This window comes from Streptomyces sp. NPDC050164, from assembly GCF_044459945.1.
Classification (GTDB): Bacteria; Actinomycetota; Actinomycetes; order Streptomycetales; family Streptomycetaceae; genus Streptomyces; species Streptomyces coeruleorubidus_A.
The window spans coordinates 39,497-54,051 of sequence record NZ_JBITJK010000038.1 but is presented as its reverse complement, the minus strand read 5'-3'; the positions used below and the strand labels follow the sequence as shown (position 1 = coordinate 54,051).

The window sequence follows — 14,555 nt, the reverse complement described above, 5'->3', positions numbered from 1 at the left end:
CGGTGGCCGCCGGATCCCCTCTCCCCCATGACCGGGGGGTCCGGCGGCCACGCGGCGGTCACTTGGAGAAGTCCGGCACCAGCTTGGCGATGGCGGTCTCGGCGTCGCCGAGGCCCTTGTCCAGGGACTCCTTGCCGCCCGCGATCTCGATCAGCTCGTCGTCGAGCGGGCCCCACAGCGAGCTGTACTCGGGCAGCGCCGGGCGCGGCTGGGCGGAGGACAGCACGCCCTGGTAGCCGGCGATGCCGGGGTCGGCCTTGACCTCGGCGGTGTAGGCGTCCTCGCGCGTGGGGAGCGTGGAGTTCTTCAGCGCGATGGTCTCCTGGGCCTTCGCCGACGTCATGAAGTTGACGAACTTCAGCGAGGCCTTCTGGTGGGCCGCGTCGGAGCCGGCGTAGACGGAGAGGTTGTGACCGCCGGTCGGGGCGCCCGCCTTGCCGGTGGAGCCGGCCGGGACGGTGGCGATGCCGAGGTTGTTCTTGTCCTTGAAGGCCGAGCCCTTGTAGAAGTTCGTGATCTCCCAGGGGCCCTGGATGATCGAGGCGACCTTGCCGCTGACGAACGCCTCCTGGATATGGGCGTAGGCGTCGGCGGTGGTGTCGGCCTTGTGCAGGCCCTGGCCGCTGAAGAGGCTCTGCCAGGTGCCGTAGGCCTTCTTGGCGGCGGGCGAGGTGACGGTGATCTTCTTGGCGTCGGCGTCGACGGTGTCGGTGCCCTCGCCGTAGAGGAAGCTCTGCGCGTAGTAGGCCTGGGTGGAGCCCCAGTAGCCGTCGACGCCGGTCTTGTCCTTGATGGTGGCGGCGGCCTTCTTCAGGTCGCCCCAGGTCTTGGGGGCCTCGACGCCGGCCTTCTTGAACAGTTCCTTGTTGTAGACGAGGGCGAGGGTGTCCGTGGTGAAGGGGACACCGTAGGTCTTGCCGTCGTACTTCGCCTGCTCGATCAGGCTGGGCTGGAACTTGTCCTGCTCGGCGAGGGCCTCGGTGCCGTCCAGCGGCAGGAAGAAGCCCTTCTTGGCGAAGGCCGGGGTCCAGCCGACCTCGGAGCGCAGCAGGTCGGGGGCGCCCTTGGAACCGGCGGCGGTGTCGAACTTGTTCTGCGCCTGGCCGAAGGGCACGTTGACGTAGTTGACCTTGATGTCCTTGTTGGCGGCCTCGAACTCCTTGACCAGGGCCTGGTACGTCGGCGCCTCGTTGGTGGCGTTGGAGGTGTCCCACCAGGTGATGGTGACCGGGCCGTCGGCCTCGCCGCCGCTGTCGCTCCCGCCGCACGCCGTCGCCGCCAGGGCGAGGGACGCCACCAGCGCGGTGGCCGCTATGCCACGCCGCATGAGTTCTCCTTGAGGGTGAAAGCCCGTTTCGTGCTGCCGACTGCGCCGTTGGCCGCCGGGCGTCGGTGAGATTAACCGCGCTGGAAGGCTTGCGAAAGACCTTGCAGCAAAAAGGTGCAAGAGGTGAGGATGGTTATCCCGCCGTGACCTCTCCGAACCATCGCCGGGCCCGTGCCGTACCCTTGCGGAACCGGGATTTCCGGCTGTTCGGCGGGAAGTCGGACAGTTGTGCAAGACTCTGCAAGCACTTGCCATCCGTTGCCGCCGGGGGAGTCATCCGTTGCGGATCGGACGCCGACCACGACTTCGAGGGACCGCGATGACCAAGCAACCCGCAGCGGGCCGTGCGCCGGGCCGCACCAGGCGTCCCGTCGGTGTGCAAGCGGAACCCCGGCCGCTAAAGTCCAGTGCTGTGACCACACGGCTTGCCGACATCGCTGCTCAGGCGGGGGTGAGCGAAGCGACCGTCAGCCGCGTCCTCAACGGGAAGCCGGGCGTCGCCGCCGCCACCCGCCAGTCCGTGCTGGCCGCCCTCGACGTGCTGGGCTACGAACGCCCGGTGCGTCTGCGGCAGCGCAGCGAGGGCCTGGTGGGCCTGATCACCCCGGAGCTGGAGAACCCGATCTTCCCGGCCCTGGCCCAGGTCATCGGCCAGGCGCTGACCCGGCAGGGCTACACGCCGGTGCTGGCCACCCAGACGCCGGGCGGCTCCACCGAGGACGAGCTCACGGAGATGCTCGTGGACCGCGGGGTCGCCGGCATCATCTACGTCTCCGGGCTGCACGCGGACACCACCGCCGACATGCAGCGCTACGACCGGCTGCGCGCGCAGGGCGTGCCGTACGTGCTGGTCGACGGTTTCTCGCCGAAGGTGCAGGCGCCGTTCATCTCCCCCGACGACCGCGCGGCGATGAACCTGGCGGTGACGCATCTGGTGTCCCTGGGTCACACGCGGATCGGTCTGGCCCTGGGGCCCAAGCGGTTCGTGCCCGTGCAGCGCAAGATCGAGGGGTTCGTGCGCACCATGCAGGACCAGTTGGGGCTGGGCGTCGAGACCGTCGAGTCGGAGCTGGTCCAGCACTCCCTCTACACCCTGGAGGGCGGGCAGGCCGCGGCCACGGCGCTGATCGAGCGGAACTGCACGGCCGTGGTGTGCGCCAGCGACATGATGGCGCTGGGCGCGATCAGGGCGGCGCGCCAGCGCGGCCTGGAGGTTCCGACGGACGTCTCCGTGGTCGGCTTCGACGACTCTCCGCTGATCGCCTTCACCGACCCGCCGCTGACCACGATCCGCAAGCCGGTCCCGGCGATGGGCCAGGCGGCGGTCCGCACGCTGCTGGAGGAGATCGGCGGGACTCCGGCCCCCCACAGCGAGTTCGTGTTCATGCCGGAACTGGTGGTGCGCGGTTCGACCGCTTCGGCACCCGGGGACCGCGCTCGCCCCTGAGGTTCGCGGCTGGATTTCGCCGTAGGACATGCGGCCCGCACCCGGGCGGAGGATGATCGGGGGGACAGGGCTTTTCTGGCAGACTTTGTGCCTATGGGTGACACGACCGTGACGACGCTGGACGGCCGGGAAGCGGCCGTTCCGCACCCCGTTGCGGCCGAGCCGGGCCAGGGTCTCCTCCCCCGGCTGCGCACCCCCCGCCGGCCCCGGTTCTGGTTCGAGATCCTGCTGATCGCGGTGAGTTACTGGACGTACTCGCTCGTCCGCAACGCCGTGCCCGAGCAGAAGGCCGAGGCGCTGCGCAACGCCGACTGGATCTGGCAGGCCGAGCAGCAGCTGGGGATCGCCGTCGAGGAGTCGGTCAACCGTGCCGTGAACTCGGCGACTTGGCTGATCATCGGCATGAACTACTACTACGCGACGCTGCACTTCGTGGTGACGCTGAGTGTGCTCGTGTGGCTGTACCGTCGCCATCCCGGCCGGTACGCGGCGACCCGCCTGGTGCTGTTCGCGACGACCGCCGTCGCCCTGGTCGGTTACTACCTGTATCCGCTGGCGCCCCCACGGCTGATGAACGGCGGCGGTTTCATCGACACCGTCATGGTCCACCAGACCTGGGGATCGATGGCGTCCGGCGACCTGAAACACATGTCGAACCAGTACGCCGCGATGCCCTCGATGCACATCGGCTGGTCCGTGTGGTGCGGCCTGACGATCTTCGCCCTGGCGACGATCCCCTGGGTGCGGGTACTGGGCCTGCTGTACCCGGCTCTGACACTGGTGGTCATCGTCGCCACGGCGAATCACTTCTGGCTGGATGCGGTCGGTGGCGTGCTGTGTCTGGCCTTCGGGTTCGCGGTGGCCGGGGCGTGGTACGGCAGGCAGCCGTACGCGCTGCCGCAGGTGGTACCCGCGAGACTGTGACGCGGGCGGCAAGGCCCGTGCCTCACCCTCCTCTGGCTCACTTCCCCCGATACACCACGTACCCCCCGGTCACCGTCAGTCGCACCGGTGCCTCGGCCACCTCGTCCGCCGGAGCGGCCACCGGGTCCAGTCCCAGTGCCGTCAGGTCGGCCCGGAACCCGGGAGCGATGCGCCCTGCTGCGTCGGACTCCCCCGCCGCCAGCGCCGCATGGCTGGCGCAGCCCTCCAGCGCCTCCAGACCGGTCAGCCCGGCCCCGGCCGACGCCGCGCCCTTCGGCGCCCGGGCCGTGGCGAGCACGGCGCGGGCGTCGTAGTGCGCGATCGGCCAGTCCGAGCCGAGGGCCACCACCGCGCCCGCGTCCCGCAGGTCCCGCAGTCGCCAGGCGCGGGCGGCCCGCCCGGCGCCCAGCCGCCGGGACCACTCGTCGATGCCGTCGGCCCGGGTGTACGCGGTGTGCGGCGGCTGCATGGACGCCGCCACTCCGAGCCGCGCGAACCGCGGCAGCAGCTCGTCCGGCACGGTCTCGATGTGCTCGATGCGGTGCGCCCCGCGCCCGCCCGGCCCGATCCCCTCGACCACGTCCAGGACGTGCCGTACCGCCGCGTCCCCGATGGCGTGCGTGGCCGTGCGCACCCCGGCCGCGTGCAGGTGCCGTACGGCGTCGGCGTACGCGTCCGGGTCGGGCCAGAACGCGTCCGTGCCCTGGCCGTGGCAGTTGGCGTGCTCCAGCCAGGCCGTGCCGCCCTTGACGGTGCCGTCCATGAAGAACTTGACCCCGCCGGTCCGCCAGTGCCGGCCGCCCTCGCCCTGTACGGCGACCAGCTCCTCCAGGGCGGCCCAGTCCGCGCCCGGCATGCACCAGGGCGCGAACCGCAGCCGCAGCGGCAGCACCGTCTCCCCGGCCATCGACTCGATCAGCTCCCGGTCACCGGCGTCCATCACGTGCGCCCCGGTCAGACCGGTCGCGGCCATGGCGGACAGCAGCTCCACCAGGCGTGCCCGGCGTGCGGCGTACGGCGGCCGGGGCACGACCTCGGCCACCAGGCCCATCGCCGCGTGCTCGACGAGATGCCGCAGCTGGAGCAGAAACAGGCCGATCATTCCCGGGGTGTTGACCCACAGCAGCAGCTGCCCGTACGGGTCGGCGCCGGCCGCCGCGAAGCCCAGGACGACGACCGCGCCGAGGACCGTCTGGGCGAGGCCGACGACGTACGGGGAGCCGTGCCGCGGGTGGGTGCGGCCCAGTGCCTTCGGCAGCACGCCCTCCTCGGCGAGGGCGAGGGCGTACCGGTTGATGGCGTTGTGGAAGGCGAGCAGCGAGGCGAGGACGCTGGTGACGATGAATACGTGCATCAGGTCGGCCGCCCAGCCGCCCACGTAGGTGGTGATGGCGGTGAAGAACAGCTCGCCGGGGTTCTTGCCGGCGGCCCCGGCGTTGCCGAAGGCCTGGATGACGGTCCAGACGATGAACGCGTAGAACGGGCCCGGGAATCCGACGGCCACGTACGTCGCGCGCGGCACGGTGCGCTGCGGGTCGCGGGCCTCGCGGCGGTAGATGACGGTCGACTCGAAACCGGTGAACGCGGCGAAGGCGAAGGCGAGGACGGCACCCTTTGCGGGCACCCCCTAGCGCTCGGCCACCCCGTAGAACAGCTCGTCCACCACACCCCGGGCCCGGCGTGCCGTCCGCCGGTACGCGTCGAGCATGTCGCCGGCATGGCCGGGGCCGTAGCCCAGGTAGCGTCCCACGGCGGCGAGTTCACGGGGCTCCGTGGGGAACGTGTCGCCGGCCCGGCCGCGTACCAGCATCACCGCGTTGCGGACGCGCGTCGCGAGGACCCAGGCCTCGTCCAGGATGGCCGCGTCCTCGTCGGTGATGAGGCCGGCCGTACGGGCGGCGGCCAGGGCCTCGCGCGTCCGGGTCGTGCGCAGGCCCGGCTCGGCCGCGCCGTGCCGCAGTTGCAGCAGCTGCACCGTCCACTCCACGTCGGACAGACCGCCCGGGCCCAGCTTGGCGTGCAGCTTGGGGTCGGCGCCCCGCGGCAGCCGCTCGGACTCCATCCGGGCCTTCAGCCGCCGGATCTCGCGCACGGCCTCGTCGGCGAGTCCGCCGGCCGGGTAGCGCAGCGGGTCGATCAGCTCGATGAAGCGGCGGCCCAGGTCCTCGTCGCCAGCGACGGGTTCGGCCCGCAGCAGCGCGTGCGACTCCCAGGTCAGGGACCACCGGCGGTAGTACGCAGCGTACGAGGTGAGGGTCCGCACGAGCGGGCCCGACTTGCCCTCCGGGCGCAGGTCGGCGTCGATGAGCAGGGGCGGGTCGGCGCTGGGGATCTGGAGCAGCCGGCGCATCTCGGAGACGACCTTGCTGGCGGCCTGGGAGGCCTCCCGCTCGTCGACGCCGTCGCGCGGCTCGTGCACGAACAGCACGTCCGCGTCGGAGCCGTAGCCCAGCTCATGGCCGCCGAACCGGCCCATGCCGATGATCGCGAAGCGAGTGGGCAGGTCGTCGCCCCAGCCGTCCCGGACGACCGCGCGGAGCGTGCCGGCGAGGGTCGCGGCGGTCAGGTCCGAGACCGCTCCCCCGACCCGGTCGACCAGGGCGCCCGGGTCGGCCTCGGCGGGCTGCTCCTCGGTGCCGTAGGAGCCGACGATGTCGGCGGCGGCCGTACGGAACAGTTCGCGGCGGCGGACGCCCCGGGCCGCCGTGACCGCCTGGGCGGCGCCGTCGGCCCGGTTCACCGCGGCGAGTATCTCCTGCTCCAGATGGGCCCGGGAGCGCGGCTCCAGGCCGCCGCCGTCCCCGTCGCCGAGCAGCGCCACCGCCTCCGGGGCGCGCATCAGCAGGTCGGGCGCGAGCCGGCCGGCCGACAGCACGCGGGCGAGGTTCTGCGCGGCGGCGCCCTCGTCCCGCAGCAGCCGCAGGTACCAGGGCGTCTTGCCGAGCGCGTCCGACACCTTGCGGAAGTTGAGCAGACCCGCGTCCGGGTCGGCCGAGTCGGCGAACCAGCCCAGCAGGACGGGCAGCAGGGTGCGCTGGATGGCGGCCTTGCGGGTGACGCCGGAAGCCAGTGCCTCCAGGTGGCGCAGGGCGGAGGCCGGGTCGGCGTACCCGAGGGCGACCATCCGCTCCCGGGCCGCCTCGGCGCTCAACCGGGCCTCGCCGGTGGCGAGTTGGGCGACCGCGTCGAGCAGCGGCCGGTAGAACAGCTTCTCGTGCAGACGGCGTACGACGGTGGCGTGCCGCTTCCACTCGCGCAGCAGCTCGGCGACCGGGTCGGTGCGCAGGCCGAGGGAGCGGCCGATGCGGCGCAGCTCGGCCTCGTCCTCGGGCACGAGGTGGGTGCGCCGCAGCCGGAACAGCTGGATCCGGTGTTCCATGGAACGCAGGAAGCGGTAGGCCTCGTCGAGCTGGGCGGCGTCGGCCCGGCCGACGTACCCGCCGGCGGCGAGGGCCTTCAGCGCGTCGAGGGTGGTGCCGCTGCGCAGCGAGGTGTCGGTCCGGCCGTGCACCAGCTGGAGCAGCTGCACGGCGAACTCGACGTCCCTGAGTCCGCCCGGGCCCAGCTTCAGCTGGCGGTCGACCTCGGCGACGGGGATGTTCTCCACGACCCGGCGGCGCATCTTCTGCACGTCGGGGACGAAGTTCTCGCGCTCGGCGGCCTTCCACACCAGCGGCTGGACGGCGGCGACGTACTCCTCGCCGAGGTCGAGGTCGCCGGCCACCGGGCGGGCCTTGAGCAGCGCCTGGAACTCCCAGGTCTTGGCCCAGCGCTGGTAGTAGGCGAGGTGGCTGGACAGGGTCCGCACGAGCGGACCGTTCCTGCCCTCGGGCCGGAGGTTGGCGTCGACGGGCCAGATCGACCCCTCGACCGTCGTCTCCGAGCAGATCCGCATCATGTGCGAGGCGAGCCGGGTCGCGGCCCGGATGGCCTTGGTCTCGTCGGCCCCCTCGACGGCCTCCCCGACGAAGATGACGTCCACGTCGGAGACGTAGTTCAGCTCGCGGCCGCCGCACTTGCCCATCGCGATGACCGCGAGCCGGCACAGGGCGTCGTCCTCGGGCGCGGCGGCTGAGGCGAGGCCGAGGGCGGCGCGCAGGGTGGCGGTGGCCAGGTCGGCGAGCTCGGCGGCGGACTCGGCGACACCGGTGGTGCCGCACACGTCCCGGGCGGCGATGGACAGCAGGCAGCGCCGGTAGGCGACGCGCAGGGAGACGGGGTCGGTGGCCTGGGCGAGACCGGCCTCGAACTCCTCCACCCCGGGGTGCAGGTCGTGCGCCTCGTACATGACGAGTGCCCGCCAGTCGTCCGGGTACCGGGTGAGGTGGTCGGCGAGGGCGGTGGAGGCGCCGAGCACACCGAGCAGGCGGTCGCGCAGCGGCTTGGACGAGATCAGGGTGTCGAGCAGCTCCCGGCGGGCGCCGAGCTCCGGCCGGGCCTCCAGCAGCCGGCCCAGTCCGAGCAGCGCGAGATCGGGGTCGGCGGTCGCGCCGAGCGCGTCCAGCAGCACCGGGTCGTCGCGCAGGGGCGCGAGTTCGGCGCTGTCCAGGAGCCGCTCGGCGGCGGAGGCGTCGGTGAAACCGTGCCGCAGCAGCCGCGTGAAGGTACTGCTCCTGCGCCCCGGCACCGCCGTCATCCCGGGCCTCCCTCGGACTTGCCTGGACTTGCATCGGATCAAGGTCGTACGGATTTGAGCGTCTCTGATCAGCTTAGTGATCCCATGCCAGACGTAGCGTCTGGCATGGTTTGCGCCCACTGTAGAGGGGTGGCCTGGGCGTGCAGGTGGAAGCCCGCGCCCAGTGCTGCTCCTCGTGGCCGGTGTCGGCGGGTGGTGGGTGTGCTGATCGTCGCTGTGTGAGCACGGCGGCCGACACGGCCTCGCCGGTCTTTTCCACCACGCCCGTACGCAGCACTCCACGGGCGCAGGCGGTCCGGGCCGTTTCGCCCTCGCCGAGCGGCAGCTTCCGGCTCACCGGCACTCCCCCTCTCCCGCCCGTGGTGCTGTCATCCGATCAACGACGCTCCTGCGAAAAGGTCACACATTCGATCCGCGTACGCAGATGCGATACCGAGACCGGTACCGGATACATGGCACGACACCGACGGACGATGCATCACTACGGATGCCAAAGGAAACACGTGAGCCTGACCGCACAGCCGGGGGAAGCTCCGATGAGTTCGGTGGGCGGACGGGGTCTGCCCTTGTGAAGCCACAGGCCGGGAGGACGCTCATGACCACCATGCACCCCGAAACTCGCTTGGACCGGCGCTACAGCGACGAGACGGCCACCGCGACCGACTGGCAGGAGGCCGAGGCGCGGCTCGCGGCGGCACTGTTGTGGATCACGACGGTGCGACCCGACGGCCGCCCGCACGTCACCCCGCTGCCGGCGGTCTGGTCGGACGGCGCCCTGCACTTCTGCACGGGCCCGGAAGAACGCAAGGCGAGGAACCTCGCGGAGAACCCGCACGTCGTGCTGACCACCGGCACGAACACCTGGAACAAGGGATACGACCTGGTGGTCGAGGGTGAGGCGACACGCGTGACCGACGACGGGCGCCTACGCGAACTGGCCGCCGCGTGGGAGGCGAAGTACGGCAGTTTCTGGCACTTCGAGGTACGGGAGGGCTATTTCCACCACGGCGCGGGACACGCTGCCGTCTACGCGGTGGCGCCGCGCACCGTTTTCGGATTCGGTAAGGGGGAGCCGTTCAGCCAGACGAGGTGGCGGTTCACCTGATGCCCGACGAAGGAGTCATGCCATGGACTTCACGCTCGAAGTCGTCCCGCTGCCCGTGACCGACATCGACCGTGCCCGGGACTTCTACCGGGACAAGGTCGGCTTCCACGTGGACATCGACCAGGAGGTCATGCCCGGGATGCGGATCGTCCAGCTGACCCCTCCGGGCTCCGGCTGCTCGATCGCCCTCGGCGACTCGATCTGGCAGATGACACCCGGCCCCGCTCCGGCGCCCGGCTCCTACCAGGGTCTGCAACTGTGCGTCGCCGACATCAAGGCGGCCCACGCCGAACTCGTCGAACGCGGCCTCGACGTCTCGGAGCCGGTCCAGTACGCCCCCGACGACGGCGCCACGTTCATGCACTTCCGGGACCCGGACGGCAACGGCTGGGCGATCCAGGAGTACCGCCGCCGGGCGACGGAGCCGCTGCACCAGTTGCTGGCGGACCTGAAGCGGCAGCAGGGCTGACCGCTGCGGTCGTGATGCGCGAGACCGCTCAGCCGCCCCGGCGGGAGTTGAGCCGCGCGGCCTGTCGGGTCAGATGGGCGCGTTCGGCGAGGTTGGGTGCCTTCTGGGCGGCCTCGGCGTACAGGCGGGCCGCCGTCGTCAGGTCGCCGTCGCGCTCGTGGAGGTAGGCGGCCACCGCGGTGTGGCGGGGCAGTGAGGCGTCCAGCGCCGCGAGCGCCGCCAGGCCGGCGCGCGGTCCGTCGGCCTCGCCGACGGCGACCGCGCGGTTGAGCCGGACGACCGGGCTGTCGGTCAGGCCCGCGAGCTCGTCGTACCACTCGACGATCTGCACCCAGTCGGTCTCCTCGGCCGTGGGCGCGTCGGCGTGCAGGGCGGCGATGGCGGCCTGGGCCTGGAACTCGCCCAGCCGGTCGCGGGCGAGGGCCGCCTGCAGGATCTCGACGCCCTCGGCGATCAGCTTCGTGTCCCACCGGCCGCGGTCCTGCTCGGCGAGCGGCACCAGGCCGCCGTCGGGCGCGGTCCGGGCGGCGCGCCGGGCGTGGTGGAGCAGCATGAGGGCGAGCAGCCCCGCCACCTCGGGGTGGTCGATCGCGGTCGCGAGCTGCCGGGTGAGCCGGATGGCCTCGGCGGCGAGGTCGACGTCCCCGGAGTAGCCCTCGTTGAAGACCAGGTAGAGGACGCGCAGCACGGTGGCCACGTCGCCGGGCTGGTCGAACCGTACGCCGGAGACGGTGCGCTTGGCCCGGCTGATCCGCTGCGCCATGGTCGCCTCGGGCACCAGGTAGGCCTGGGCGATCTGGCGGGTGGTGAGCCCGCCGACGGCGCGCAGCGTGAGCGCGACCGCGGACGACGGTGTCAGCGACGGGTGGGCGCACAGGAAGTAGAGCTGGAGCGTGTCGTCCACCGCGGACGCGGGGCCGGGCGCCGGCTCGTCCTCGACGAGGTCCTGACGCCGGCGGCGGGCGGCGTCCGAGCGGGCGGCGTCGAGGAACTTGCGCCAGGCCACGGTGACCAGCCAGCCCTTCGCATCCCGTGGAGGGTCGGCCGGCCAGACGCGGATCGCCTCGACCAGCGCGTCCTGCACGGCGTCCTCGGCCGCCGCGAAGTCTGCTCCGCGGCGGACGAGGACGGCGAGCACGCTCGGTGTGAGGCTGCGCAGCAGGGCCTCGTTCATCGATGAGGTCACTCCGTGATGGTGGGCGACTCGCCGTAGAACGGGCGCAGCTCGAGCCACTCGTGGATCGGCTTCCCACCCGCTCCGGGAGCGGCCGACAGCTCCCCGGCCAGTTCGACGGCGCGCTCGTAGCTGTCGACGTCGATCACCATCCAGCCGGCGATGAGGTCCTTGGTCTCGGCGAACGGGCTGTCGGTGACCGGCGGGCGCCCCTCACCGTCGTACCGGACCCAGGTTCCCTCGGGGGCGAGCGCCTGACCGTCGACGAACTCGCCGGTCTTCTCCAGCCGGGCCGCGAAGTCGTTCATGTACTTCACGTGCGCCGAGATCTCCTCCGGCGTCCACTGATCCATGGGGACGTCGTTCACCGCGGCCGGGGCGCCACGGTAGTGCTTCAGCAGCAGGTACTTGGCCATCGTGGCTCTCCTCTGGGCTCGTGCGACCCATTGTGGTCGCCTTCACCCCGGGGACGGAGCCGGACGCGGGTTCTCGACATCGCTGCCGGATTTCTTTCCGGTGATGTTCTCGACGTGCCCCGTGAGGTGCCGGACCGGATCACCACCGGAGGCTCACGGGTGCCGGCCGGGCACCCGTGAGGCGGACGATCCCGCCGCGACCTGCCCCTACAGCGCCGGAAGATTCTTCCGCAGCTCGAACGCCGTGACCTCCGAGCGGTACTCCTCCCACTCCTGCCGCTTGTTGCGCAGGAAGAAGTCGAAGACGTGCTCGCCGAGCGTCTCGGCGACCAGGTCGCTGCGTTCCATCAGGGTCAGGGCCTCGCCCAGGTTCTGGGGGAGCGGCTCGATGCCCATCGCGCGGCGCTCGGCGTCGGAGAGGGCCCAGACGTCGTCCTCGGCGCCCGGCGGGAGCTCGTAGCCCTCCTCGATGCCCTTCAGGCCGGCGGCGAGAAGGACGGCGTAGGACAGGTACGGGTTCGCGCCGGAGTCCAGGGAGCGGACCTCGACCCGGGCCGAGCCCGTCTTGCCGGGCTTGTACATGGGGACGCGGACCAGCGCGGAGCGGTTGTTGTGGCCCCAGCAGATGTACGAGGGGGCCTCGCCGCCCGCGCCCGCCGTGCGCTCCGCGCCGCCCCAGATGCGCTTGTAGGAGTTGACCCACTGGTTGGTGACCGCGGAGGTCTCCGCCGCGTGCCGCAGCAGGCCGGCGATGAAGGAGCGGCCCACCTTCGAGAGCTGGTACTCCGAGCCCGACTCGTAGAAGGCGTTGCGGTCGCCCTCGAAGAGGGACAGGTGCGTGTGCATGCCGCTGCCGGGGTGCTCGGAGAACGGCTTCGGCATGAACGTCGCCTGCACGCCCTGCTCCAGCGCCACCTGCTTCATGACCAGGCGGAACGTCATGACGTTGTCGGCCGTGGAGAGCGCGTCGGCGTAGCGCAGGTCGATCTCCTGCTGGCCCGGCGCGCCCTCGTGGTGGGAGAACTCGACGGAGATGCCCATCGACTCCAGCATGGTGATCGCCTGGCGGCGGAAGTCCATGCCGACGTTGGTCGGGGTGTGGTCGAAGTAGCCGGAGTTGTCGGCGGGCGTCGGACGGCTGCCGTCCAGCGGCCGGTCCTTCAGCAGGAAGAACTCGATCTCCGGGTGCGTGTAGAACGTGAAGCCCAGGTCGGAGGTGCGGGCCAGGGCGCGCTTGAGCACGTAGCGCGGGTCGGCGAAGGACGGCGAGCCGTCCGGCATGAGGATGTCGCAGAACATCCGGGCCGTGCCCGGGGCCTCCGCGCGCCAGGGCAGGATCTGGAAGGTCGACGGATCCGGCTTGGCGATCATGTCGGACTCGTAGACCCGGGCGAAGCCCTCGATGGCGGAGCCGTCGAAGCCGATGCCCTCGTCAAAGGCCTGTTCGAGTTCGGCCGGGGCCACGGCGACGGACTTGAGGAAGCCCAGCACGTCCGTGAACCACAGGCGTACGAACCGGATGTCGCGCTCCTCCAACGTCCGGAGCACGAACTCCTGCTGCTTGTCCATCTTCCGCTTCCCCATCCTTGCTGGTCAGGCCGCCTGTCTTCCGTACCACGGGAGGCGGTCGGGCACCTGAGCATCCCACCACACCAGCATTTCGTACGCGTTGCGCACCATGATCGCCCGGCCGGCCCGGGACCGAACGTCTCACGTACGGCGGGTGAACTGCTCTTCCGCCCATAGTGCCTGCTCGCACCGACATCCGTAACGGCCGGTTCGATGCGGTGCCCCGTCCATTGAATTTGCATCTCAGATGCAACTTTAAATACCGTGCGCGGCAGTCGAGTCCTGAGGAGTCCCGATGCTGTCCGAGCAGTCCGCCGTCACCGTCCGCGCCACCCTCCCCGCCGTCGGCGCGGCCCTCGGCACGATCACCGAGCGCTTCTACGCCGGGCTGTTCGCGGCCCACCCCGAGCTGCTGAACGACCTGTTCAACCGGGGCAACCAGGCCGCCGGCACCCAGCGGCAGGCGCTCGCCGGTTCCGTCGCCGCCTTCGCGACGCACCTGCTGGACCACCCCGAGCAGCGGCCGGACGCCATGCTGCACCGCATCGCCCACAAGCACGCCTCCCTCGGCGTCACGCCCGAGCAGTACGACATCGTCCACGAGCACCTGTTCGCCGCCGTCGCCGACGTGCTCGGCGACGCGGTCACCCCCGAGGTCGCAGCCGCCTGGGACGAGGTCTACTGGCTGATGGCGAACGCCCTCATCGCCGTCGAGAAGCGGCTCCGCCAGGAGCGGGGCGGGCACGCCTGGCGGGCCTGGGAGGTCGTCGAGCGCGTCGCCGAGACCGACGACGTCGCCACGTTCCGGCTGCGGCCCGCCGACGGCGGTCCGGTGCGGGACTTCCTCGCGGGCCAGTACGTCTGCGTCCGCGTCGCCCTCCCGGACGGCGCCCGGCAGATACGGCAGTACAGCCTCTCCGGGGCGCCCGGCCCGAACCTCAGGCAGATCAGCGTGAAGCGCGTGCACGGCGGCGGCACCCCCGACGGCGAGGTCTCGAACCACCTCCACGCGCGCGTGGCGGCGGGTGACGTCCTGGAGCTGTCCGAGCCCTACGGCGACCTCGTCCTGGACGCCGGCCCCGACACCCCGCTGCTGCTGGCCTCGGCGGGCATCGGTGTGACGCCGATCGCCGCGATGCTGGCCCACCTCGCCGAGTCCGGGCACCGCGCCCCGGTCACCGTCGTACACGGCGACCGCTCTCCCGCCACCCACGCCCTGCGCGCCGACCACGAGGCCTACGCCGCCAAACTGCCCGGCATGGCCGTCCACCTCTGGTACGAGCGGGACGCCCCGGCGGGCACCCGCTCCGGTCTGGTCGACCTCGCCGACGTCCCGGTCGCGCGGGGCACGCGCGCGTACCTGTGCGGTCCGCTGCCCTTCATGCGGGCGGTACGGGCCCAGCTGATCGGCAAGGGCGTGGCACCGGCCGACATCCACTACGAGGTGTTCGGGCCGGACCTGTGGCTGGCGGGGCAGGTGTAGCGGGA

The 14,555-nt window shown here is 71.6% G+C and carries 11 protein-coding genes; 5 read left to right on the top strand and 6 right to left on the bottom strand.

What is annotated here, in order from left to right; all coding sequences use genetic code 11:
- Positions 1-58 precede the first annotated feature (58 nt).
- Positions 59-1,327 (bottom strand): extracellular solute-binding protein, encoded by a 1,269-nt coding sequence (locus ACIBNA_RS35775; protein WP_399169354.1) that lies wholly within the window; start codon positions 1,325-1,327, stop codon positions 59-61.
- Positions 1,328-1,739: 412 nt separating this feature from the next.
- On the opposite strand from ACIBNA_RS35775, the gene ACIBNA_RS35770 reads away from it, so the two are divergent.
- The gene (locus ACIBNA_RS35770) at positions 1,740-2,774 is read left to right on the top strand and encodes a LacI family DNA-binding transcriptional regulator (protein WP_399169353.1); all 1,035 of its coding nucleotides are present in this window, start codon (positions 1,740-1,742) and stop codon (positions 2,772-2,774) included.
- A gap of 93 nt (positions 2,775-2,867) precedes the next feature.
- Positions 2,868-3,698 carry a phosphatase PAP2 family protein gene (locus tag ACIBNA_RS35765; RefSeq protein WP_399169352.1) on the top strand — a complete coding sequence of 277 codons (831 nt, stop codon included), beginning with the start codon at positions 2,868-2,870 and terminating at the stop codon, positions 3,696-3,698.
- A gap of 37 nt (positions 3,699-3,735) precedes the next feature.
- Here ACIBNA_RS35765 and ACIBNA_RS35760 read toward each other — a convergent pair whose 3' ends face one another.
- Both ACIBNA_RS35760 and ACIBNA_RS35755 read right to left on the bottom strand, forming a co-directional pair.
- Positions 3,736-5,322 carry an amino acid permease gene (locus tag ACIBNA_RS35760; RefSeq protein ID WP_399169351.1) on the bottom strand — a complete coding sequence of 529 codons (1,587 nt, stop codon included), beginning with the start codon at positions 5,320-5,322 and terminating at the stop codon, positions 3,736-3,738.
- 3 nt (positions 5,323-5,325) lie between these two features.
- Complete coding sequence (locus ACIBNA_RS35755; protein ID WP_399169350.1) at positions 5,326-8,334, bottom strand: bifunctional [glutamine synthetase] adenylyltransferase/[glutamine synthetase]-adenylyl-L-tyrosine phosphorylase; 3,009 nt, start codon at positions 8,332-8,334, stop codon at positions 5,326-5,328.
- 595 nt (positions 8,335-8,929) lie between these two features.
- Here ACIBNA_RS35755 and ACIBNA_RS35750 point away from each other — a divergent pair.
- On the top strand, positions 8,930-9,439 hold the full coding sequence (locus ACIBNA_RS35750; RefSeq protein ID WP_399169349.1) for a pyridoxamine 5'-phosphate oxidase family protein: 510 nt from the start codon (positions 8,930-8,932) through the stop codon (positions 9,437-9,439).
- 22 nt (positions 9,440-9,461) lie between these two features.
- Complete coding sequence (locus ACIBNA_RS35745) at positions 9,462-9,908, top strand: VOC family protein (protein ID WP_399169348.1); 447 nt, start codon at positions 9,462-9,464, stop codon at positions 9,906-9,908.
- Positions 9,909-9,936: 28 nt separating this feature from the next.
- Here ACIBNA_RS35745 and ACIBNA_RS35740 read toward each other — a convergent pair whose 3' ends face one another.
- The 3 genes from ACIBNA_RS35740 to glnA form a co-directional block, all read right to left on the bottom strand.
- Entirely contained in the window at positions 9,937-11,082 is a 1,146-nt protein-coding gene (locus ACIBNA_RS35740) for an RNA polymerase sigma factor (RefSeq protein WP_399169401.1), read from the bottom strand.
- 8 nt (positions 11,083-11,090) lie between these two features.
- A complete protein-coding gene (locus ACIBNA_RS35735) occupies positions 11,091-11,498 on the bottom strand; it encodes a YciI family protein (RefSeq protein WP_399169347.1) in 408 nt (135 codons plus the stop codon).
- A 207-nt stretch (positions 11,499-11,705) separates the two neighbouring features.
- Positions 11,706-13,067, bottom strand: a complete 1,362-nt coding sequence (glnA, locus tag ACIBNA_RS35730; RefSeq protein WP_399169346.1) for a type I glutamate--ammonia ligase — start codon at positions 13,065-13,067, stop codon at positions 11,706-11,708.
- A 295-nt stretch (positions 13,068-13,362) separates the two neighbouring features.
- Between glnA and ACIBNA_RS35725 the strand changes: the two genes are divergently transcribed.
- On the top strand, positions 13,363-14,550 hold the full coding sequence (locus tag ACIBNA_RS35725; RefSeq protein ID WP_399169345.1) for a globin domain-containing protein: 1,188 nt from the start codon (positions 13,363-13,365) through the stop codon (positions 14,548-14,550).
- The last annotated feature ends 5 nt before the right edge of the window (positions 14,551-14,555 follow it).

Coding starts and splice junctions, on each gene's coding strand:
- ACIBNA_RS35775 (WP_399169354.1), bottom strand. CDS start 1,327: ATGCGGCGTGGCATAGCGGCCACCGCGCTGGTGGCGTCCCTCGCCCTG.
- ACIBNA_RS35765 (WP_399169352.1), top strand. CDS start 2,868: ATGGGTGACACGACCGTGACGACGCTGGACGGCCGGGAAGCGGCCGTT.
- ACIBNA_RS35755 (WP_399169350.1), bottom strand. CDS start 8,334: ATGACGGCGGTGCCGGGGCGCAGGAGCAGTACCTTCACGCGGCTGCTG.
- ACIBNA_RS35750 (WP_399169349.1), top strand. CDS start 8,930: ATGACCACCATGCACCCCGAAACTCGCTTGGACCGGCGCTACAGCGAC.
- ACIBNA_RS35745 (WP_399169348.1), top strand. CDS start 9,462: ATGGACTTCACGCTCGAAGTCGTCCCGCTGCCCGTGACCGACATCGAC.
- ACIBNA_RS35740 (WP_399169401.1), bottom strand. CDS start 11,082: ATGAACGAGGCCCTGCTGCGCAGCCTCACACCGAGCGTGCTCGCCGTC.
- ACIBNA_RS35735 (WP_399169347.1), bottom strand. CDS start 11,498: ATGGCCAAGTACCTGCTGCTGAAGCACTACCGTGGCGCCCCGGCCGCG.
- glnA (WP_399169346.1), bottom strand. CDS start 13,067: ATGGACAAGCAGCAGGAGTTCGTGCTCCGGACGTTGGAGGAGCGCGAC.
- ACIBNA_RS35725 (WP_399169345.1), top strand. CDS start 13,363: ATGCTGTCCGAGCAGTCCGCCGTCACCGTCCGCGCCACCCTCCCCGCC.